Source organism: Roseovarius sp. A46 (assembly GCF_004126395.1).
In the GTDB taxonomy this organism is placed as follows: Bacteria; Pseudomonadota; Alphaproteobacteria; order Rhodobacterales; family Rhodobacteraceae; genus Roseovarius; species Roseovarius nitratireducens.
Map to the genome: position 1 here is coordinate 1 of NZ_PVWS01000013.1, position 20,459 is coordinate 20,459.

Genomic DNA, 20,459 nt, shown 5'->3' on the forward strand with positions numbered 1-20,459 from the left:
CCTTCTTCTTCATCGCATCACGCAGGCTGGGAAAGGCGGGCTGTTTCGGCATCGGCAGGACTCCTCTGGCGGACGCCCCAAACCTATCAGATTAGGCAGAAAGTCGCAGGTTTTTCAGACGTTCCTTTAGTGGAAATGAACGTGCCGTTACTCTCCGCCTTTACTCAAAATTTGGTTACTCGATTGATCTCCCAGCAACAATGTGGACACCTACAGTTGTCGAAGTCACCCATGAAGAATTTCGCGCGCGAATAAAATCTGGTTACATTGACATGGTTATATCTAGATTGGATACGAAAAAGAATGTCGATTTTGAGTATAATACACAAGAGAAATTGCCCTTGATCCATCAAGTTGGGTTTCTGTGTCTCATTAATTGGTCGCGCGAAGGAGAAGTTAAATTTGAAGTTTGTTGTGAGCTAGGGAAATTGTTTGCAGGCTCTTTTGGAAGTAACTTTGAGCAACAGGCTTGGATGGTTGAATTTGAAAGTGTAGGGCACCATTTATTAGATATACTAGGCGCTGAGAAAAGTCTCGCTACTGAATTTAGCTTTTGCGACTTTGAGAAACTAAATAATACTATAATCTTTGCAGCCTCGTTGTTCTCAGCTGGCTCAATTCGATTCGAGGGCGAGTATGATTATGAAATAGATGACTTTGCAAGGGCAATTGGATACTACACAGGAAAAGTTGGAGAATGGTCTTTTGCAGCGATCTGGCGTATGCCTCTCGTTGCACGTGAAATAAGAAATGATAGGCATGTATTTGACTTCGGTCAGCCTGAAATTATTTGGAAGCAAGCATTCAAACAACCAATTGATTTATTAAGAAAACAAGTCCGTGAAGAATTTATCCGTTATAAGTGTAGTCAAGTTGAGTCCTTTGCGACTTTTCAAGACGGAGACTTGGTCGCGCTGGCGAAAGCTCTCTTCGACGAGAGATCAATCTATATAGCTGTGGATGATCCGGCATTTTAAGCCCTAGAGGCAAAGTAACCGCAGCGCAGGCAACGCTGGGCTTCGCCTACCCTGCGGTTTACCTCCGGCCTTTTGCGAACCTGGGGATGGTGCACTGAGCCGCGCGGGCGGCCGACCGTGGGTGGGCGCTGTGACGGTGGGGCGGCGCGCTTTATGGTGCAAGATACTTCCTAGTTCGCCGCTGCTTGAGGCGTTGCAAAAGCGCCCGCCCGTGCGGGTGGGTCATGCCGGAGGCATGCGTTCGGCATGACCGCTCGCGCGGCGGCGTGCAAGCACGCCTTGATTCCGCGCGGGGGAGGGTTGGGCGGTCAGTGAGAGAGAGGCAGGCGCTGGGTGGGTGCCAACCTACCGTGTGCGACGGTCGTGCCAGCAAAGGTGGGGTTTCAAGACCCTACGCGATGCGGGCGACCCGGCTGCCCCCCTCCCCTACCTGTTCAAATGATCCAGCCGCGCGCGGACTGACAATCCGTGGGCCTCGAGGCTCTCGGCGTTGGCCAGCGTCTCGGCGGCAGGGCCGATTTTGGCGAGCGCCTCGGGGGTCATCTTGGCCAGCGTCGTGCGCTTGAGGAAATCCATCACCGACAGCCCGGACGAGAACCGCGCCGAGCGGGCCGTGGGCAGGACGTGGTTGGGCCCGCCGACGTAGTCGCCGATGGCCTCGGGCGTCCAGGCGCCGAGGAAGATCGCGCCGGCATGGGTGATCCGCTGGCTAAGCGCATCCGGGTCGGCGACGCAAAGCTCCAGGTGCTCTGGCGCGATGCGGTTGCTGAGGGCTGCGGCGGTGGCGAGGTCGGGCACGGTGATGATGGCGCCGAAGTCGCGCCAGCTTGCCCCCGCGATGGCGCGGCGCTCCAGCGTTTCGAGCCGGGCCTCGACGGCGGCGGCGACGTCGCGGGCGAGGGCTGCGTCATCGGTGATGAGGATGGCCTGCGCGCTCTCGTCATGCTCGGCCTGGCTGAGCATGTCGAGGGCGATCCAGTCGGGGTTCTGGCCCTTGTCGGCGATGACGAGGATCTCGGAAGGCCCGGCGATCATGTCGATGCCGACGCGCCCGAAGACCCGCCGCTTGGCCGCCGCCACGTAGGCGTTGCCGGGGCCGGTGATCTTGTCCACGGGCGCGATACTCTCGGTCCCGTAGGCCAGCGCCGCGATGGCCTGCGCGCCGCCGACGCGGTAAATCTCGTCCACACCGGCGAGGCGCGCGGCCAAGAGGACCAGCGGGTTGGCGCGGCCATCGGGTATCGGCACGGTGATGGCGAGGCGCGCCACCCCCGCCACCTTGGCGGGAATCGCGTTCATCAGCACCGAGGACGGGTAGGAGGCGAGCCCGCCGGGAACGTAGAGCCCCGCCGCGCCAACCGGCGTCCAGCGCCAGCCGAGGGTGGCGCCGTCGGGGTCGGTCCAGCTTTCGTCCTGCGGCATCTGGCGGGCGTGGTAGGCGCGGATGCGCTCGGCGGCGAGATCCAGCGCGGCGCGCTCGGCATCGGGCACCTCGGCCACCAGCGCGTCGATCTCGTCGCCGGAGAATCGCAGGGTCTGGGGCGAGAGCGCCACCCGGTCGAATTTCGCGGTCAGCTCTATCAGCGCCGCATCGCCGCGCGCGCGGATATCGGCGATGATCGCGGCGACGGTGTCGTCCACGTCCGCGCTGTCCTCTCGCTTGGCGCCGAGCAGGGCGGTGAACCGGGTCTCGAAATCGGGCGCTGTCGAGTCCAGAAATACAGGCATTGTGCTCTCCTTGGTCTCCAGAGCCATAGAACGTTGTGCCGGGGGTCTCAACACGTGAAGGTGAGGGAGCAAGACCAAAACATATTCACATGTCACTGATCTAGATTAATGACACACGCCCTGTGACCCGTAATGCTCGGCTATCGAATGTTCTTCGATGAAATGCGCGAATGTTTCCAAGGAAGGACACACAATGACGTCGATTTTCAAGAGTGTTTCCGTGACGATTACCTGCCTTCTTGCCGGTGCTGTTCAGGCCGATGAGCTGGGCAAGGCTGAGTACATGAGTGCCTGCGCCTCGTGCCACGGAGAGAGCGCGGCCGGAGATGGCCCGCTGGCCGAGTTGATGACCGTGCCGGTGCCCTCGTTGACGGGGCTGAGCGCGGCCAATGACGGCGCGTATCCGATGCTAAACGTGATTCACACCATCGATGGTCGCCAGGGGACGCGTGGACATGGCTACCCGATGCCCGTCTGGGGAAGCCGATTCAAGGCAGAACTGGAGAATACCGGGCCCTACGGCGCGGAGATCCTGGTGCGGGGGCGGATCCTGTCGATCGCCTATTACCTCGAAACGCTGCAAGAGTAACGCGGCACGGGTCCCCGTGCCCGGGGTTTATGCGCCATGGGCACGGGGATGGATCAATCGTGTGACGGAACCTTGCCCGAGGGGGCGCGGTAGGGGCGGGTGACATCGCGGAGCGTGACCTCCAGCGCCTCGATCTCGAGCCGGATCGCGCCGTCGCCGGCGAGCGTCAGGATCAGGTGGCCGGTGCCTTCCTCGCCCGGCTCGAACGTCACCGACAGCAGCGACAGCACGGTATCGGGATCGTCCCGGTCGATACCCTGGCTGGCCACGCCGAGCACGTTTTCCACCACCAGAAGCGATTGCGTGCGTTCCGGCCCGTGACGCTCGCGGCCCTCGTCCTCCCAGCGGAAGCGGTTGACGAGCAGCGCGAAGCGATGGCGGCGCGCCTGCCAGCGCATTTCGGTGATGGGAAACACGGCGTCCTGCGCCAGTGCGGAAATCACCTTGAGATCGTCAGGGTCGAAGGCGCCCAGATTGAGCGGCGTCTCGCGCCCGTCCTCGAACGTGGCATCGTCGGTCATTGGCCGGTAATCCTTTCGATTCTGGCGCCTACGCCGCCCAGCTTTTCCTCGACGCTCTCGTAGCCGCGGTCAAGGTGGTAGACGCGGTTGACGATGGTCTCGCCCTCGGCCGCGAGCCCCGCGAGGATGAGCGAGACGGAGGCGCGAAGGTCGGTGGCCATCACCGGCGCGCCCTTGAGCGTCTCGACGCCGGTGACGGTGGCGGTGCCGCCCTGCACGTCGATCTGCGCGCCCATGCGCATGAGTTCGGGTGCGTGCATGAAGCGGTTCTCGAAGATGCGTTCCTCGAGCACCGAGGTGCCCTGGGCCGTGCACATGAGCGCCATCATCTGCGCCTGAAGATCGGTGGGAAAGCCGGGGAACGGCGCGGTCACCACATCGACGGCGCGCACGCGGCCGTTGCGGCGCGCGACGGTGAGGCCGGCCTCGGTCTCGGTCACGTCGATGCCCGCCTCGTCGAGCTTCTCGCAGAAGGCGGCCAGCAGGTCGATCCGCCCGCCAAGGCAGGTCACCTCGCCGCCGCAGATCGCGGGGGCGAGCATGTAGGTGCCAAGCTCGATGCGGTCGGGCACCACGGCGTGGGTGGCGCCGCCGAGCCGGTCCACCCCCTCGATGGTGATGGTGTGCGTGCCCTCACCCTCGATCTGCGCGCCCATCTTGCGCAGGCATTGCGCGAGATCGACGATCTCGGGCTCGCGCGCGGCGTTGTCGATCACCGTGGTGCCGCGCGCCAGCGTCGCGGCCATGAGCGCGTTTTCCGTGGCCCCGACCGAGACCATGGGAAACGTGACCCGACCGCCCCGCAGCCCGCCGGGGGCGCGGGCGTGCACGTAGCCGTCGCGCAGGTCGAGCTCGGCGCCCATCGCCTCTAGCGCCTTGAGGTGAAGATCGACGGGGCGCGCACCGATGGCACAGCCGCCGGGAAGTGATACCACCGCGTGCCCGTCGCGCGCCAGCATCGGGCCAAGCACGAGGATCGAGGCGCGCATCTTGCGCACGATGTCGTAATCCGCGCGGTGATTGGCTATGCTATTCGACGACAGCGTCAGCACCTGCCCGCCCTGCATCTGCGCCACCTCTGCGCCGAGCGATTCCAGCAGCGTGCTCATGGTGCGGATATCCGACAGGCGCGGCGCGTTGGTCAGCGTCAGCGGCTCTTCGCTCAGCAGCGTGGCGGGCATCAGCGTGAGGCACGCGTTCTTGGCCCCGGCAATGGGAATCTGTCCGTGAAGCGGCCCGTTGCCGGTGACGACGATGGAATCCATTTGGCTCTAGTCCTTCTGCTCTTCGCCGTGCCCTGCCTCGGTGTGCCCGGCCTCTCCGGCGGCCCGCGCACGCATCTGTGCCTTGCGCCGTGCGAGATTGGCCTTGAGGGTGGATTTGAGCCTGTCCCCGCGCTCTTTCGGCGCGGCTTTGCGGGTTTCTGGCTTGGGTTTATCGCTCATGCCCCCCCTCTTACAGGAGGTGCGAAATAGCGTCCAGTTACCCCTTGCGCCCCCGGCGAGAAGCGTCTAATCACCGCGCCACATCGGCGCTGCTGTAGCTCAGAGGTAGAGCACTCCCTTGGTAAGGGAGAGGTCGAGAGTTCGATTCTCTCCAGCAGCACCATTTCAACCCATTGAAATGAAATAAGGCCCTTGCATCCAAGGACCTTTGGCCGTTCGAAGGTTACAAACCTGGTAACATACGATCGTTCTCATGGCGGGTAGGGTCAGGCACTTGGTGAATCGCAGCGGGCGCTATCATGCCGGGCTGGTCGTGCCGAAAGACCTGCGCGGAATCGTCGGCAAGACCGGGTTGCGAACGCCTCCGGGCGGCGATTACCGGCAACTCCAGATAAGGCTGAGCTGGCCGATCTGGTAGGGCCTCAGAGCGCGCCGGCCCTGCGGCGCGTGCAGCTGCTGCGACGCGTCTGTGAGGCACCGAAGGCGTAGCGAGGAGGAATGCGCGAACCACGGCGAGGAAGGGTCGGGCTGCCGTCCCTCGCCGGGTCCCGCCAGAAAGGTTACCCCAAGTTTACGCTACTTGAGAGATTCTGCCGGGAAAACGTGTTACCCTCGGCGCGATGTAAACCTTCCGGACCCGACGGCCCGGTTCACGCACGCTCGTGGCGCCGGGCTAACCATGCTCGATCAGACGCACGTCGCGAAACCGGGTCCGCGCCCCCATATTGACTGAACAGGCGTGATAGTCTCCGCCCAAGAAAGGCATCACTCGATGACCATGTTTTCCATGAAGCCACAGTTCAACCTTGCCGAATTCCTCGCGGTGCCCGCCCCCGTGGGTGGGGCCAGATCCCGCAACGCACGGCGCCGCAAAATGCAGTTCCAACCCGGTGCGAAATCTGAAGGTTCAGTCCCGCCGAAGCCCGCTGAAGACACCGAACCGACCGACAAACCGGAATAGTAACCGGGGTGGTGGCGCTCGCGCGTTCCTAAAGACCAAAACAGGCGCCGCCTGCAACAACCTGGCAGGTCAGTTTGAGTCTCATGCTATCGTCGTCCAACCCCGACAATCAGCGTCGCGGCGGGGCGAGAATTTCAAGGGATTCGCCTTCGGCAATCTTGCTGCGCCCGGACACCGTCTGCGACGCAGAAGAACGGATCAGGTGGTCGCATCGGGCGACTTGCCCATCGCGCATCAGGCCATTTCGGGAATGTCGCCGAAAATGGCTGCGGCCAAGGGCGGCATTGGTGCGGCCAGCGGTGAGAAGGCGGTGGCGAGCGACAGTTCGGAGGCGCGCGCGTATTTCAGCGCCATGTTCCAGGCCACCTGGCCCAGCACGATGGCCACGCCTGCATACAGCCAGATATACTGCCACTGCCGCCGCTCGGAAGGTGCTCGAGGACGGCGTGGCGTTCATTGAGCGGGTCAGGCTGGCTGTCGGCTACGAGGATACTGCCTTCTTCCGACGGATATTCAGGCACCATGGCGGCCTATCGCAGCGGGCAGAGATCATTTCGGCTTGCAAGAGGCTTGTGCTCACGTTCCCCTGGACCCCGGCGGCGTCCAGGGCAACAACCGTCTCAGGTATGGGCGCCCGACGCCTCGAACAGGATCAGTTCGACCCGCTCATCACCCGCGACATAGGCATCGTGACCTGGCGGAATCTCGAAAAAGTCGCCCCTGGTGATCGGCGTCTCCTCTCCGCTTTCGATCATCCGCACGACGAGCCGGCCCGAGAGGCAGTAGCCGGTGTGATGCATCGGGCAGGTGTCGGGGGAGCCAAGAAGCGGTTTTTCATCCACCTCCCAGGTCCAGCCGGGCTCGAACACGGCGCGCATGCCGGTGGAGCCTTGTTCGGTCTTGATGATGTCGATGCCGCCGCGCTCCTTCATGTCGAGCCGGTCATCGGGGGTCTCGAAGCGGCGAATTTCGATGGTAGCTGTCATGTGTTTTCTGCCTTTCTGTGGGCCGGACTCGAAGGGCCGGACCATTCATATATAGGTAATTTCGGAGTTCAGAGTGTAAAGCATCCCCTCGACCTTGATGCAGGTCTCCGAGTCGTAATTCCAAGAGGCCAGCGTCGTCTTTGGCCTCGTCGATCTCCATGTCGCGATGGGCCTCGGTCATGCTCCGATCCCGGTAGCCGTCCGACCGCTGATACTGGCGGCGAGGATTTCGCAGATGTTCGGCGATCAGCCGGATGCCGGTGGCGTCTCCAGGGCGGTCGGTGAGCGTCACGATCTCCAACTCCCTGGCGAGAGATTGGGTGATTGCTGTTCCTTTCGTCTTTGTCCGCGAGTTCGCTCAGGCGGGTTCGATTTGCGCCGACTTGACTGCCTCTGCGGTCATCGGCTCATCACCCCCGTTCTTGCTGTCAAGCGGCAAACAAGCCATAGTGTTGTGCTGAGCATTGGTCTGAGTTTCACAGGCTCACCACGATGCGGGTGCCAGTTCACCGATCGCCAGAGCATTCAATCGCTAGATCAGCCACCGCACGAGCACGGGCACGATGATGCTGGTGAGCAAGGCATTGAGCGCCATCGCGATGCCAGCATAGGCCCCGGCAGTCGGGTTCACCTGGAATGCGCGCGCCGTTCCGATGCCGTGTGATGCCAGCCCGACGGAGAACCCACGCGCGCGCCAGTCCTTGATACGCAGCACTGTCATTAGGGGCGTGACGATCACGGCCCCGATGATCCCGGTCAGGATCACAAGCACGGCCGTCAAAGCGGGAAGGCCGCCGACCGCTTCGGATATCCCGAGCGCCACGGGCGCGGTCGTGGATTTGGGGGCGAGCGACAGGATCACCTCGGTCGAAAGACCGAACGCCTGCGCCAGCAGAATGGCGGAGCCTGCCGCCGTCACCGAGCCGGCCAGAAGCGCCAGCAGGATCGGCGCGACGGACTGGCTAATGGTCTCGCGGTTGTCCCATAGCGGCAGCGCCAGCGCGATCGTCGCCGGGCCCAGCAGGAAATGGATGAACTGTGCCCCCTCGAAATAGGTCGCATACTCTGTCTGCGTGACCCAGAGCACCGGCGTGATCATCAGGACCGCGAGGATCACCGGGTTGGCCAATGGATTATTGTCCAGCCGTCGCGCCACCGCGTCAGCGGCAAGATACGCCAGAACGGTCGCGGTCAGCCACAGAAGGGGACTTGTGGACAGATAGCTCCAGAGGTTTGCCACGTCCGTCATGTCGAGCGCCCTTCGGTCAGGCGGCGCACACCAATAAAGGTGCCGACAGCCGCCAGCATGGCCAACAGCGTGGACAGCACAAGCACGACGAGGAGCGCAAACCAATCCTCCGATAGGACCTCCAGATTGCCGATCACACCGACGCCCGCCGGAACGAATAGCAGGGACAGGTTTGCCAGGATGACCGTGATGGTCGCCCGTAGCTGTTCGGCAAGTGCCGGCCTGAGGCGAAGGATGAGAATGAGCAGCGTCAGCCCGATGACGGGGCCGGGGATGGACAGGCCGATGCCGCGGACGATCACCTCTCCGATGAGTTGGCAGACAAGAAGCAGCCCGAGAGTTGGAAGCATGGGAATTACCTTTTCAGGAGCGTGCGCCTGATCTTGGTGACAGCTAAGTCTGCGTGCCACAATCGCATCGCGCAACCAGTAACACTGTTATGCCCGCCGCGCAGGCGCGGCCTGGTCTCAATTCAGCCTCCACCGGCCACGGTCAGGCCCAGCAGACGCCAGACCTGCATGCCGCCGCGGTAGTATGAGATCCGCTCGGCGGGGTAGCCGGCCGCGATCATGTTGCGGATCGCCGTCGGGGACTGCCCGCACCAGATCCCGTTGCAGAAGAGCGCGACCCGCTTGGCCTCCGCACAATCCCAGCCGTCGAAATCCGGCAGGCACCCGAGCCGGCCGAGCTCATCGACGACATACGTATAGGGAATGTTGATCGCGCCCGGGATCGTACCGCCCTGAAACCAGTCAGACGTCCGGCTGTCCACGACAACGGCTTCAGGGTCCTGCAACATCTCCAGAAGCTCGAGTTCCCCGATCGTCGATACACCCGGAGCGGGGACCATCGGCTGTATGCAGAATTCCGGACACGGGCGCGAGGTGCGCGCCCACTCGCCGGTTAGCTCGTGCGACGGATCCTGTATGCGCTTGATCACCTGTGGGCCATTCTTGGTCTGAACGGTCGCCTCGGGCATGGATTTCGTGATCCCCACTGTAGGGTCGGCCTGCGCCGACCCGGCAATGAATGCGGCAGCGAAAGCGGTGGCAAGTGTCTTCATTTTGTCCTCCGGTCTGTGCGTTATTACGCGCGGCGCAAGGGTGTCGGAAAGGGGCACGCCGATCCGGGCTGCGCGAGGCGCGCTCTGGCGTGTTTCCGCGTCTGTCGCCCGCGAGAAGCATAGGGCCACTACCCTGCACGCTCTTTGATCTTGCGCAATGGCCAAGACGGTCGTCCGGCACCTCGATCATCCGCGGGGGCGCTACCTGTTTCATCGGCCTCGGCTTCTCGACCGGTGGCCATGGCCCTGTTGATGGCGTCGAGGCCCCGTCAAGGCATTGTAACCCGGCGCCGCGCATGTAGGGTATGCCCGGGATGTGAAAGGGAGGCAGGCAGATGATCGCAGTGAACCCCGAGAGATTTCTGGCCGATCTGCACCGGCTGCGCGAGTTCGGCGCGGCAGGGGTGGGCAAGGGCGTGGTGCGCCCGGCCTATAGCGAGGCCGACATCGCGGCGCGGGACTGGCTGGCGGGACGGATGCGCGAGGCGGGGCTGGTGCCGCATCTCGATCCGGTGGGCAATCTCTTTGGCCTGGCCGAGGGGCGCTCGATCCTGCTGGGCAGCCATAGCGACAGCCAGCCCGAGGGTGGCTGGCTCGACGGGGCGCTGGGCGTGATCGCGGCGCTGGAGGTGGCGCGCGCGAGCGTCGAGGCAGGTGGGCCGCCGGTTTCTGTCGTGTCCTTCCAGGACGAGGAAGGGCGGTTCGGCGTCACCACCGGTAGCGCGATCTGGTCTGGAAACCTGTCGTTGGAGGATGCCGACCGGCAGACCGACCGCGAGGGTGTGCGCTTTGCCGAGGCACGGGCGGGGATCGCGGAGCGGGCCGGGGATTTCGTCGACCCGGGGCGTTTCTCCGGCTTTGTCGAGATGCATATCGAGCAGGGTCCGTGGCTCTATGAGGCGGGCGAGGCGGCGGGCGTGGTCACCGATATCGTCGGCATCCGCGACATGCGGATTACCTACGACGGCGAACAGAACCACGCGGGCACCACGCCGATGCACCGCCGCCGCGACGCGTTCCAGGGGCTGGCACGGTTCAACGCGCTGCTGAATGACCGGCTGCGCAACGTGGTCACGCCGCAGACGGTGTGGACCATCGGCCATGTCCGGCTGCACCCGGATGCCCATTCCATCGTGCCGGGACGGGCGGTGTTTTCCATGCAGTGGCGCGACGGCGACGCGGACCGGCTGCGCCGGATGGAAGAGATCATCCGCGAGACGGCGCAGGAGGTGGCGAAGGACGCGGGGTTGAGCGTGAGCTTTGGCGACATGCTGGGGCTGGAGCCGATGCCGATGGACGAGACCTTGCGCGACGCGCTGTGCGACAGCGCCGAGGCGGTGGCGCCGGGGCGCTGGCGGCGGATGCAGTCGGGGGCGCTGCACGATGCGACCAACGTGGCGCGGCTGATGCCCGCCGCGATGCTGTTCGTGCCCTCGATCGACGGGATCAGCCATGCATTCGCCGAGGATACCGCCGAGGCCGACCTGGTGACCGGGCTGGAGGTATTGGCCGGGGCGGTGGGGCGTGCCGGGGGGTAATATCGTCACCGTCCGGTGTGACCGGCGGAAGTATGCCGGTCGCGCCCGGCGCGGCATTCAATAATCATCCTTCGTGCCCATCTGTCGGTCAGGACAAGATGGAGAGCGACATGGCACGCGAGCCGCAGCGCGACCGCGCCGAAGCTGAGATTCTCTACACCCATCACACGCCGCGCGACATTCGCGACAGGATCGCGTTGCGGGTGGTCAAGACCATGCGCGTCTTTGCCGACGCGTTCTTCTCTGCGCGCTACGGGCACCGCGCCGTGGTGCTGGAAACGGTAGCGGCGGTGCCGGGCATGGTCGGCGGCCTGTTGCGGCATCTAAAGGCGGTGCGCCATATCCGCGACGACCAGGGCTGGATCCGCGATCTGCTCGACGAGGCCGAGAACGAGCGCATGCACCTGATGACCTTCATCCATGTCGCGCAGCCGACGCGGGTGGAGCGGCTGCTGATCATGGTGGCGCAGGTCGTGTTCTACAACGTGTTCTTCTTCACCTACCTGTTCGCCCCGCGGATCGCGCATCGCATCGTCGGCTATCTCGAGGAGGAAGCGGTGGTCAGCTACACGGAATACCTGGCCGAGATCGACGCCGGGCGGCAGGAGAACGTGCCCGCCCCGCGGATCGCCATCGACTACTGGGGGCTGCCCGAGGAGGCCCGGCTGCGCGAGGTGGTGATCCGCGTGCGTGCCGACGAGGCACATCACCGCGACACCAACCACGGGTATGCCAACCAGATCATGGAGGGAACCGATCCGTGAGCAGGATCACCCCCAGCGCACATCGCCGAGGAAGATGTAGCCCGCGCCGTAGATCGTCTTGATCAAGCGGGGATTGCGGGGGTCTTCGCGCAGCTTGGTGCGCAGGCGCGAGATGCGCACATCCATCGCGCGGTCAAAGCTTTCGCCCGCGGCGCCGCCAAGCGCCTCCTGCATCGCCTGCCGCGAGATGAGCCGTTTGGGCCGTTCGAGGAACAGCCGCAGCACCTCGCCCTCGGCATGGGAAAAGGGGGTTTCCGCGCCGCTGTCATCCTCGAGCACGTAGCGGTCGAAATGCGCGGCCCAACCGTTGAAGTGCGCCACCTCGCCAGTCTGGGTGCTGGGCGTGCCGCGGCGCAGGCGGGCGCGGATGCGGGCCACCACCTCGGCCGGGTCGAACGGTTTTATGATGTAGTCGTCGGCCCCAAGCTCCAGCCCGGTCACGCGGTCCTGCACCTGCGCGCGGCCCGAGATGATGATCACCGTCGCCCCCTGTTCCAGCGCCAGCCGGTGCACGAGGCCGAGGCCGTCGCGGTCGGGCAATGACAGGTCGACGAGGCAGACATCGGGGCTCGCCTGCCTGAGCGCCGCCTCGAACTCTGTCGCGCGACCGAACGCCATGGTGCGAAAGCCTGCCTCCTCCAGCGCCTCGGCAAGCATGGTGCGGATCGCGGGCTCGTCGTCGAGGATCGTCACGAGGGGGGCGTTTGCGGGGGCGGTCATGGGCGGTCTCCGGTGGAAAGGGCGGCGTCGAGCTGTGCGGCGGTGAACGGCTTGCGCAGGACCGGGGCCACGTCTGCGGCGGCACGGTGGAGCGGGTCGTCGGGCGGCAGCGAGGTCATCAGCACCAGCGGGCAGTCGCCGGGACGGGGCAGGCGCGCGAGGTCGATGCCGGTGGCGCTGCCCTCCAGCACGATATCCGACAGGATGGCGGAAATCTCGGGCAGGTCGGCGAGAATGTCGGCGGCCTCGGCCACGCTCGCCGCCTCGATCACGCTGTGGCCCGCGCCGCGCAGCATGTCGCGCAAGGCCGAGCGCAGGTCGGGGCTGTCCTCGACCAGCAGCACGAGGCCGGGGGGGCGCGCGTCGCCCGCGGGCCGGAGCGGCAGGCGCAGGGTGACGCGCCCGCCGGCATCGGTATTGCCCAGCATGATGCGCCCGCCGGCGAGCTTGGTCATGTCGTAGACCATCGACAGGCCGAGCCCCGAGCCCTCGCCGCCCTTGGTGGTGAAGAACGGGTCGAGCGCGTGGTCGAGCGCCTCGGGCGAGAAGCCCGGACCGGTATCGCCGACGGTGAATTCCAGCCACGTTTCCTGCACCGGGCGGACGGTGAGGGTGACCCGGCCACGGCTGCCGCAGGCATCGCGGGCGTTGAGCACGAGGTTCAGCAGCGAATCCTGCAACATGCCCGCGTCGAGCAGGTAGCGCCCCCCTGCCCCTTGCGTGTCGATGGCGAAGCTGATCCCCGAGGGCAGCGCCGAGCGCGCCAGCGTGTCGAGATCGGCGAGGAAGGCGGCGAGATCGGTGGGCACCGGCTCGTGCTCGCGCGGGCCGGTCATGTCGGCGATGCGACCGAGCAATCCGCCGCCGCGCCGTGCCGCCGCCAGCGTGGCATCGATCAGTTCGCGCGCCTCGGCAGGCACCCCCATCCGCGCCAGTCGCGACTGCATGCCAAGGATGATCGTCAGCAGGTTGGAGAAATCATGCGCGAGGCCGGAGGTGAGCTGCGCCGCCATCTCGCGCCGCTTGGTCTGTTGCAGCGCGGCGCGCGCCTGGCTCTCGCGGGTGATATCCATCGACAGGATATAGACGCCACCCGAGATCGGGTCGGGCGTGAGCGCCACGCGGATGCGATGCGAGCTTGGCGGGTGGGTGAATTCGAACACCGAGGGTTCGCCCGCGTAGGCACGATCGAGGTGCGGGCCAATGACCGCCCATGTCCCGGGGTCGAACACATCGGCGGCGTCCACGCCGATCGGGTCGGTGCGCGTGCCCGGCATCACCGAGGTCAGCCTTCGATTGGAATAGGTATAGCGGCGGTCGTGCCCGACATGGGCGATATGGGCGGGCATCATCTCGGCGGTCAGCCGCGTGCGCGCCTCGGCCTCGGTGATCTGGCGCTTGGCCTCTTCGAGCGCGGTGATGGTGGCCTGAAGCTCGCGGTTGGCGGTGGCCAGGTCTTCGGAATAGGCGAGTATCTGGTCCGACAGTTCCTCTGACCGGGCGCGCAGCAGCGCCTCCTGCCGCTTGGCCGGGGTGATATCGGTATAGACCGTCACCCACCCGCCCTGCGGCAGCGGCGTGCCCTCGACGCTGATGGTGCGGCCATTGGCGCGGGTGCGCTCCATGTAATGCGGCTCGAAGGCGCGGGCGGTCTCGACCCGCTCGGCGACGAAATCCTCCACGCAGCCCACGTCGCCGTAATCTCCGCGCCGGGCGAGGTAGCGGATGGTGGCGGCGAAATCCGCGCCGGGCGTCACCAGCGCGTCGGGCAGGGCGAACATTTCCTGGAAGCGGCGGTTGCAGACGGCAAGCCGCAGGTCGCGGTCATAGATGGTGAGCGCCTGCTGGATGAGGTTCAGCCCGGCCATGGTCATGGCGTCGCGGTCGGTCGGCATGGGGGCTAGTCTCCGGGGTGCAAGGCGGGGGTGTTCCCCCGCGCGGAACAAGGCGAGCCTGCATGCCGCCGCGCGAGCGCCCGACCGCCCGCACGGGCGGGCGCGCGGCTCATCGCCGGATACCAGGAGGTTTGCGTGCCCACCAAGCCATACCCCTCATCCTGTCCCTACCCCCTCTCCCCTAGCACCGCGCGCGGGGGGCGCAAAGACCGTTCCCGCGCGGTAACAATTCGTAAGGATTGCGACATGTTCAGGAAAAAGTTGACCGCCAGCAATATTCGCGCACCCTTGAGGCAAGAAGAATCGCGCACAGGGGCGCGGCCCGCATGGAGGATGCGGGCATAAGGGAGGAGAGAAATTTGGCACAGCCGTCACCAGCGGCGGATGGGGCGCGCTCCATTCCGGCGCTCTTGCAACGCAACGCCAGCCGTTTCGCGGGCCGCCACGCCTATCGCGAAAAGGAATACGGCATCTGGCAGACCTGGACCTGGGCCGAGGCCGAGAAGGAAATCGAGGCGCTGGCGCTGGGGCTGATAAACCTGGGCGTGGACGAGGGCGATTTCATCGCCATCATCGGGCGCAACCGGCCGCATTTCTACTGGTCCATGGTTGCCGCGCAATCGGTGGGCGCGATTCCCGTGCCGCTCTACCAGGATGCCGCTGCCGACGAGATGGCCTATGTCATGGACCATTGCGGCGCGCGTTTTGCGATCGTCGAGGACCAGGAGCAGGTCGACAAGCTGATCGAGGTGCAGGAACGCCTGCACCAGCTTGAGCACATCATCTATATCGACCCCAGGGGCCTGCGCAAATACGACCACCACAAGCTGCACCGCTTCATCGACATTCAGGAGCAGGGGCGCGCGGCCCATTACGAATTCATCGAAGATCTCAAGGCGCGGCGCGACAAGCTCGATTACGGCAGCGTGTGCGTGATGCTCTATACCTCGGGCACCACGGGCAAGCCCAAGGGCGTGGTGCTGAGCAATCGCAACATCATCGAGGCGTCGAAATCCTCGGCGGAATTCGACAACCTGAGCAAGGACGAGGAGGTGCTCGCCTACCTGCCGATGGCATGGGTGGGCGATTTCATCTTTTCCATCGGGCAGGCCTATTGGTGCGGGTTCTGCGTCAACTGCCCGGAATCGCCCGAGACCATGCAGACCGACCTGCGCGAGATCGGGCCGACCTATTACTTTGCCCCGCCGCGCGTGTTCGAGACGCAGCTTACCAACGTGATGATCCGCATGGAGGATGCCAGCCGGTTCAAGAAATGGCTGTTCGATCACTTCATGGCCGTCGCGCGCCGGGTGGGCCCCGACATCCTCGATGGCAAGCAGGTCGGCGGCATGGACCGGTTGCGCTATGCCTTGGGCAACCTGTTCGTCTATGGCCCGCTGAAGGACACGCTGGGCCTGGGCCGGGTGCGGGTGGGCTATACCGCGGGCGAGGCAATCGGGCCGGAAATCTTCGATTTCTACCGCTCGCTCGGCATCAACCTCAAGCAGCTCTACGGCCAGACCGAGGCCAGCGTTTTCATCACCCTGCAACCCGATGGCGAGGTGCGCAGCGACACGGTGGGCGTTCCGGCACCGGGTGTGGAGGTTCGCATCGGCGACAATGGCGAGGTCTATTATCGCGGGGCCGGCACGTTCGAGTATTACTACAAGAACGAGGAAAGCACGAAGAAGACCAAGGACGCGGAAGGCTGGGTCGCCACCGGCGACGCCGGCTTCTTCGAGGAGGGATCGGGCCACCTGCGGATCATCGACCGCGCCAAGGATGTGGGCAAGATGGCCGACGGCAAGCTGTTCGCGCCGAAATACGTGGAGAACAAGCTCAAGTTCTACCCCAACATCCTAGAGGCGGTGGTGTTCGGCAATGATCGCTCTGAATGCACCGCCTTCGTCAATATCGACCTGGCGGCGGTGGGCAACTGGGCCGAGCGCAACAATATCGGCTATGCCTCGTATCAAGAGCTGGCAGGGCACCCGCAGGTGCTCGATATGATCCGCGGCCATGTCGAGGAGGTGAACCGCTCTCTCGCCGACGACCCGATGCTGTCGCATTGCCAGGTGCACCGCTTCCTCGTGCTGCACAAGGAGCTGGATGCCGACGATGGCGAGATGACGCGCACGCGCAAGGTGCGCCGCGGCGTGATCTCCGAGAAGTTCGAGGACCTGCTGGTGGCACTCTATGACGGGTCCGAGGAGGTCTACACCACCACCGAGGTGACCTACGAGGACGGGCGCAAGGGCAGCATTTCGGCGACGCTGAAGATCGTGCCGGTGCAGGTCGCGGTGGAGCAGACAGCGAAGGTGGCGGCGGAATGAAGGACATGGACGCAGAGGGCTACACCACCGAGGACGGCCGCAAGATCGGCGGCGTGCTGATGGAGATGCGCAACATCACCCTGCGGTTCGGCGGGGTGGTGGCGATCGAGGATATCAGTTTCGATATCCGCGAGGGCGAGATCCGCGCGATCATCGGACCCAACGGCGCGGGCAAGTCGTCGATGCTCAACGTGATCAGCGGCTTCTACAATCCGCAGGAGGGCGAGGTCTGGTACAAGGGGGCAAAGCGCCCGCAAATGAAGCCCTACCAGGTGGCGCAACAGGGCATCGCGCGCACCTTTCAGAATATCGCGCTGTTCGAGGGGATGACCGTGCTCGACAACGTCATGACCGGCCGCATCCGGCAGATGAGCGCGGGGCTGTTCGCGCAGGCGCTATGGAAGGGCCGCGCGGAAGCCGAGGAAACCGAGAACCGCGCGGCAGTGGAGAAGGTCATCGACTTTCTCGAAATCCAGCACATCCGCAAAACGCCGGTGGGCCGCCTGCCCTATGGCCTGAAAAAGCGGGTGGAGCTTGCCCGCGCGCTGGCCGCCGAGCCGTCGATCCTGTTGCTGGACGAGCCGATGGCGGGGATGAACGTCGAGGAGAAGGAGGACATGAGCCGCTTCATCCTCGACGTGAACGACGAGTTTGGCACAACGATCGCGCTGATCGAGCACGACATGGGCGTGGTGATGGACCTGTCCGACCGGGTCGTGGTGATGGATTACGGCAAGAAGATCGGCGACGGCTCGCCCGACGAGGTGCGCAAGAACCAGGCGGTGATCGACGCCTACCTGGGGGTGGCGCATGATTAAGGCGCTCGGCCTCGCGCTCCTGCTGCCCGCCGCGGCCCATGCCGGGGCGTGGGCGGATTTCGAGACGCGCTGCCTGTCGGCGCTGGAGAACCAGGTGCCGCCGGTGGTGGCCGGGCTGGGGACGGGCGCGCGTGACGGGGATGTCGTGCGCTACGCGCTGACCGCGGGTCGAACCCTCGCGGTCGAAACCGCCCCCGCCGACGGGATGCGGGCCTGCGCGGTACGCGACCCCGAGGGCGCGCCGGTGCCAGGGTTCGACACCTGGATCGCGGCGTCGGTGGAGGCGGGGCGCTACGTGCCCGTGGCCACGGGCCGCTGGCACAGCCACCTGTGGATCGAGCCGGTGCTCGAAGTGCAGAAAACCAATGCGGACCGGGGCATCACCCTGCGGATCGTGGAGACATACCTTGAAGCCTGACACGACGCGAGCGCGCGCAATGGGAGAGGAGGCAGACCATGCCTGACCAGTTGATTTTCGCGATGGAGGTGTTTCTCAACGGCCTCATGGCCGGGGTGCTCTACGCGCTCGTGGCGCTGGGCTTCGTGCTGATCTTCAAGGCGAGCGGCATCTTCAATTTCGCGCAAGGGGTGCTCGCGCTCTTTGCCGCGCTGACGCTGGTGGGAATCATGGACGGGCAGGTGCCCTTCGCGCATCTCATCAATGCCGTTTTCGGCACCGAGGTCCATCATTTCGGCTGGCATGTCCCGGCGCTGGCCGCGATCCTGCTGACGATGGTGGTGATGGTGGCGCTGGCCTGGGCGGTCAACCATTTCATCTTTCGCCACCTCGTCGGACAAGAGCCGATCATCCTGTTCATGGCCACCATCGGCCTTGCCTATTTCCTCGAAGGGTTCGGCGACATCATGTGGGGCGCCGACATCAAGAAGCTCGACGTGGGCCTGCCGCAGGGCATCAACACGGTGATCGACGAGGTCACATACGGTATCTTCGGCTACGGGTTCTTTATCGACAATCTCGACCTGTGGGCGACATTCGTGGCGGCGCTTCTGGTGATCGCGCTGGTGATCTTCGCGCAGTATTCCAAGCATGGCCGGGCCATGCGCGCGGTGGCCGACGACCATCAGGCGGCGCTGTCGGTGGGTGTGTCGCTCAACTTCATCTGGGTAATGGTGTGGTCGCTGGCGGGTTTTGTCGCGCTGGTCGCGGGTATCATGTGGGGCACGAAATCGGGCGTGCAGTTCTCGCTGTCGCTGATCGCGTTGAAGGCACTGCCGGTGCTGATGCTGGGCGGATTCACGTCGATCCCCGGCGCCATCGTCGGCGGACTCATCATCGGGGTGGGCGAGAAGCTGTTCGAGTTCGCCATCGGTCCGATGGTGGGGGGCGCAACAGAGAACTGGTTCGCTTACGTGCTGGCGCTTCTTTTCCTCGTCTTCCGGCCGCAAGGTTTGTTCGGCGAGAAGATCATCGAGAGGGTGTGAGGGGTATGCAGAAACTGATTGCCATCCTCAACGTGATCGCCTGGGCCGGGTTCTGGGCCTTCGGATACCTCGCGCTGACGGCGCGGGTCGATCATACCGGACAGATGGTCACCGCCGCGCTGCTCGCCGCGTTGGGAGGGGGCGTGGGGATGCTCGCCTTCTTCTGGCTGGTGCGCCACTCCGAGGCGACGGGATATGCCAAGCCCGCCAACCGCGCCGAGAAGCGCGACGACGACGAAATCCATGGGGAGGTTCTCTGAGATGTTTTACCGCGAGGCTGGAGATTTCAAGACCTCCTATACCGACGACAGCCAGACCTTCCCGATCAAGTTCGACCGCTACCGCTATTACGCGGTGCTGGTGGCGGCCTTTGCCGTGGTGCCCCTGGTCATCGACGATTACTGGGTGAACGCGGTGTTCCTGCCGTTCCTGATCTACGCGATCGCGGCGATCGGGCTGAATATCCTCGTGGGCTATTGCGGGCAGGTCAGCCTCGGCACTGGCGGGTTCATGGCGGTGGGGGCCTATGCGGTCTACAAGCTGATGACAGCCTTTCCCGAGGTGAGCATCTTCTTCCACGTCATCATCGCGGGCGGGATCACGGCGGCGGTCTGCGTGCTATTCGGCCTGCCATCCCTGCGGATCAAGGGGTTCTACCTCGCGGTGGCGACGCTGGCGGCGCAGTTCTTCCTTGTGTGGCTGTTCAACCGGGTGCCGTGGTTCTACAACTATTCGGCCTCGGGCCAGATCAGCGCGCCCGAGCGCACCATCGCCGGCGTTCCGATCACCGGGGCGGAAACCGCGCCGTGGGCGGCCTATCTCTTTTGCCTCGTCTTCGTGACGGCCTCGGCGCTCATCGCGCGCAACCTGACGCGCGGCATGGCGGGGCGCAAGTGGATGGCCATCCGCGACATGGACATCGCCGCCGAGATCATCGGGGTGAACCCGCTCAAGGCCAAGCTGTCGGCCTTTGCCGTCTCGGGCTTTTTCGTGGGTATCTCGGGCGCGCTGTTCTTTGCCGTCTATCTGGGTGCTGTCGAGGTGGGCGAGGCGTTCGGCATCAACAAGTCGTTCCTGGTGCTGTTCATGGTCATCATCGGCGGGCTCGGCTCGATCTTTGGCAGCTTTGCGGGGGCGGCGTTCCTCGTGCTCTTGCCGGTCTTGCTGAAGAACACGCTGGTGGGCACGCTCGGCTGGCCGACGGACCTCGCCGCGCATCTCGAACTGATGATCGTGGGTTCGCTGATCATCGTGTTCCTGGTGGCCGAGCCGCACGGGCTGGCGCAACTGTGGCGCGTGGCAAAGGAGAAACTGAGGCTTTGGCCCTTCCCGCACTAGGGCGGGCCATCGGTGGGTTGGCACCCACCCTACGCGATTGGGCGCAGGAGATCGCGTTCAAGGAAAGACATCGGATAAACCAAGGGAGGAT

At 64.6% G+C, this 20,459-nt stretch carries 24 protein-coding genes and 1 tRNA gene; 14 read left to right on the top strand and 11 right to left on the bottom strand.

Features of this window, described 5'->3' with window-relative positions; all coding sequences use genetic code 11:
• Together C6W92_RS17845 and C6W92_RS08505 are read left to right on the top strand one after the other, a co-directional pair.
• Positions 1 to 255 (top strand): hypothetical protein (locus C6W92_RS17845; RefSeq protein ID WP_206735517.1); only part of this gene is annotated, 255 nt, incomplete at its 5' end.
• Between the two features lie 32 nt (positions 256 to 287).
• Complete coding sequence (locus tag C6W92_RS08505; RefSeq protein WP_164989201.1) at positions 288 to 977, top strand: hypothetical protein; 690 nt, start codon at positions 288 to 290, stop codon at positions 975 to 977.
• A 426-nt stretch (positions 978 to 1,403) separates the two neighbouring features.
• On the opposite strand, the gene hisD is transcribed toward C6W92_RS08505, so the two are convergent.
• Entirely contained in the window at positions 1,404 to 2,705 is a 1,302-nt protein-coding gene (gene hisD / locus C6W92_RS08510; RefSeq protein ID WP_129432570.1) for a histidinol dehydrogenase, read from the bottom strand.
• Positions 2,706 to 2,898: 193 nt separating this feature from the next.
• On the opposite strand from hisD, the gene C6W92_RS08515 reads away from it, so the two are divergent.
• Entirely contained in the window at positions 2,899 to 3,294 is a 396-nt protein-coding gene (locus C6W92_RS08515; protein WP_129432571.1) for a c-type cytochrome, read from the top strand.
• 53 nt (positions 3,295 to 3,347) lie between these two features.
• Here the strand turns inward: C6W92_RS08515 and C6W92_RS08520 are convergent, their stop codons facing one another.
• The 3 genes from C6W92_RS08520 to C6W92_RS17665 are packed head-to-tail and all read right to left on the bottom strand — an operon-like array spanning position 3,348 to position 5,260.
• Positions 3,348 to 3,815: a DUF2948 family protein gene (locus C6W92_RS08520; protein WP_129432572.1), complete on the bottom strand. Its 468-nt coding sequence runs from the start codon at positions 3,813 to 3,815 to the stop codon at positions 3,348 to 3,350.
• Entirely contained in the window at positions 3,812 to 5,080 is a 1,269-nt protein-coding gene (gene murA / locus C6W92_RS08525) for a UDP-N-acetylglucosamine 1-carboxyvinyltransferase (protein ID WP_129432573.1), read from the bottom strand. The genes C6W92_RS08520 and murA overlap by 4 nt, the downstream gene beginning before the upstream one ends.
• Positions 5,081 to 5,086: 6 nt before the next feature.
• Complete coding sequence (locus C6W92_RS17665) at positions 5,087 to 5,260, bottom strand: hypothetical protein (protein ID WP_164989202.1); 174 nt, start codon at positions 5,258 to 5,260, stop codon at positions 5,087 to 5,089.
• Positions 5,261 to 5,348: 88 nt separating this feature from the next.
• On the opposite strand from C6W92_RS17665, the gene C6W92_RS08530 reads away from it, so the two are divergent.
• The 3 genes from C6W92_RS08530 (at position 5,349) to C6W92_RS08535 (ending at position 6,221) form a co-directional block, all read left to right on the top strand.
• A tRNA-Thr gene (locus tag C6W92_RS08530) sits at positions 5,349 to 5,423 on the top strand.
• Positions 5,424 to 5,534: 111 nt separating this feature from the next.
• Positions 5,535 to 5,678, top strand: coding sequence for a hypothetical protein (locus C6W92_RS17670; RefSeq protein ID WP_164989200.1), 144 nt, complete (start codon positions 5,535 to 5,537; stop codon positions 5,676 to 5,678).
• A gap of 354 nt (positions 5,679 to 6,032) precedes the next feature.
• On the top strand, positions 6,033 to 6,221 hold the full coding sequence (locus C6W92_RS08535; protein WP_129432574.1) for a hypothetical protein: 189 nt from the start codon (positions 6,033 to 6,035) through the stop codon (positions 6,219 to 6,221).
• Between the two features lie 234 nt (positions 6,222 to 6,455).
• Here the strand turns inward: C6W92_RS08535 and C6W92_RS08540 are convergent, their stop codons facing one another.
• The 5 genes from C6W92_RS08540 to C6W92_RS08560 all read right to left on the bottom strand — a co-directional run bounded on the left by C6W92_RS08540 (position 6,456) and on the right by C6W92_RS08560 (position 9,519).
• Complete coding sequence (locus C6W92_RS08540) at positions 6,456 to 6,608, bottom strand: hypothetical protein (RefSeq protein WP_241691107.1); 153 nt, start codon at positions 6,606 to 6,608, stop codon at positions 6,456 to 6,458.
• Positions 6,609 to 6,841: 233 nt separating this feature from the next.
• Positions 6,842 to 7,207 (bottom strand): cupin domain-containing protein, encoded by a 366-nt coding sequence (locus C6W92_RS08545; RefSeq protein WP_129432576.1) that lies wholly within the window; start codon positions 7,205 to 7,207, stop codon positions 6,842 to 6,844.
• Between the two features lie 532 nt (positions 7,208 to 7,739).
• On the bottom strand, positions 7,740 to 8,456 hold the full coding sequence (locus tag C6W92_RS08550; RefSeq protein ID WP_129432577.1) for an LrgB family protein: 717 nt from the start codon (positions 8,454 to 8,456) through the stop codon (positions 7,740 to 7,742).
• On the bottom strand, positions 8,453 to 8,806 hold the full coding sequence (locus C6W92_RS08555) for a CidA/LrgA family protein (RefSeq protein WP_129432578.1): 354 nt from the start codon (positions 8,804 to 8,806) through the stop codon (positions 8,453 to 8,455). The genes C6W92_RS08550 and C6W92_RS08555 overlap by 4 nt, the downstream gene beginning before the upstream one ends.
• A 122-nt stretch (positions 8,807 to 8,928) precedes the next feature.
• Complete coding sequence (locus C6W92_RS08560) at positions 8,929 to 9,519, bottom strand: rhodanese-like domain-containing protein (protein ID WP_129432579.1); 591 nt, start codon at positions 9,517 to 9,519, stop codon at positions 8,929 to 8,931.
• 335 nt (positions 9,520 to 9,854) lie between these two features.
• Between C6W92_RS08560 and C6W92_RS08565 the strand changes: the two genes are divergently transcribed.
• Positions 9,855 to 11,057: a hydantoinase/carbamoylase family amidase gene (locus tag C6W92_RS08565; protein WP_129432580.1), complete on the top strand. Its 1,203-nt coding sequence runs from the start codon at positions 9,855 to 9,857 to the stop codon at positions 11,055 to 11,057.
• A 110-nt stretch (positions 11,058 to 11,167) separates the two neighbouring features.
• Positions 11,168 to 11,821 (top strand): alternative oxidase, encoded by a 654-nt coding sequence (locus C6W92_RS08570; RefSeq protein ID WP_129432581.1) that lies wholly within the window; start codon positions 11,168 to 11,170, stop codon positions 11,819 to 11,821.
• Between the two features lie 6 nt (positions 11,822 to 11,827).
• Here C6W92_RS08570 and C6W92_RS08575 read toward each other — a convergent pair whose 3' ends face one another.
• Both C6W92_RS08575 and C6W92_RS08580 read right to left on the bottom strand, forming a co-directional pair.
• Entirely contained in the window at positions 11,828 to 12,541 is a 714-nt protein-coding gene (locus C6W92_RS08575) for a response regulator transcription factor (RefSeq protein WP_129432582.1), read from the bottom strand.
• Positions 12,538 to 14,436 (bottom strand): PAS-domain containing protein, encoded by a 1,899-nt coding sequence (locus tag C6W92_RS08580; protein WP_129432583.1) that lies wholly within the window; start codon positions 14,434 to 14,436, stop codon positions 12,538 to 12,540. The genes C6W92_RS08575 and C6W92_RS08580 overlap by 4 nt, the downstream gene beginning before the upstream one ends.
• A 359-nt stretch (positions 14,437 to 14,795) precedes the next feature.
• On the opposite strand from C6W92_RS08580, the gene C6W92_RS08585 reads away from it, so the two are divergent.
• The 6 genes from C6W92_RS08585 to C6W92_RS08610 are packed head-to-tail and all read left to right on the top strand — an operon-like array spanning position 14,796 to position 20,368.
• A complete protein-coding gene (locus C6W92_RS08585) occupies positions 14,796 to 16,769 on the top strand; it encodes an AMP-binding protein (RefSeq protein ID WP_241691108.1) in 1,974 nt (657 codons plus the stop codon).
• Positions 16,766 to 17,587, top strand: coding sequence for an ABC transporter ATP-binding protein (locus tag C6W92_RS08590; RefSeq protein ID WP_129432585.1), 822 nt, complete (start codon positions 16,766 to 16,768; stop codon positions 17,585 to 17,587). Before C6W92_RS08585 ends, C6W92_RS08590 begins: the two co-directional genes overlap by 4 nt.
• Entirely contained in the window at positions 17,580 to 18,005 is a 426-nt protein-coding gene (locus C6W92_RS08595; RefSeq protein WP_129432586.1) for a hypothetical protein, read from the top strand. Before C6W92_RS08590 ends, C6W92_RS08595 begins: the two co-directional genes overlap by 8 nt.
• Before the next feature lie 38 nt (positions 18,006 to 18,043).
• The gene (locus C6W92_RS08600) at positions 18,044 to 19,030 is read left to right on the top strand and encodes a branched-chain amino acid ABC transporter permease (protein WP_129432587.1); all 987 of its coding nucleotides are present in this window, start codon (positions 18,044 to 18,046) and stop codon (positions 19,028 to 19,030) included.
• Positions 19,031 to 19,035: 5 nt separating this feature from the next.
• Positions 19,036 to 19,290, top strand: coding sequence for a hypothetical protein (locus C6W92_RS08605; protein WP_129432588.1), 255 nt, complete (start codon positions 19,036 to 19,038; stop codon positions 19,288 to 19,290).
• A gap of 1 nt (position 19,291) precedes the next feature.
• On the top strand, positions 19,292 to 20,368 hold the full coding sequence (locus C6W92_RS08610; protein WP_129432589.1) for a branched-chain amino acid ABC transporter permease: 1,077 nt from the start codon (positions 19,292 to 19,294) through the stop codon (positions 20,366 to 20,368).
• The last annotated feature ends 91 nt before the right edge of the window (positions 20,369 to 20,459 follow it).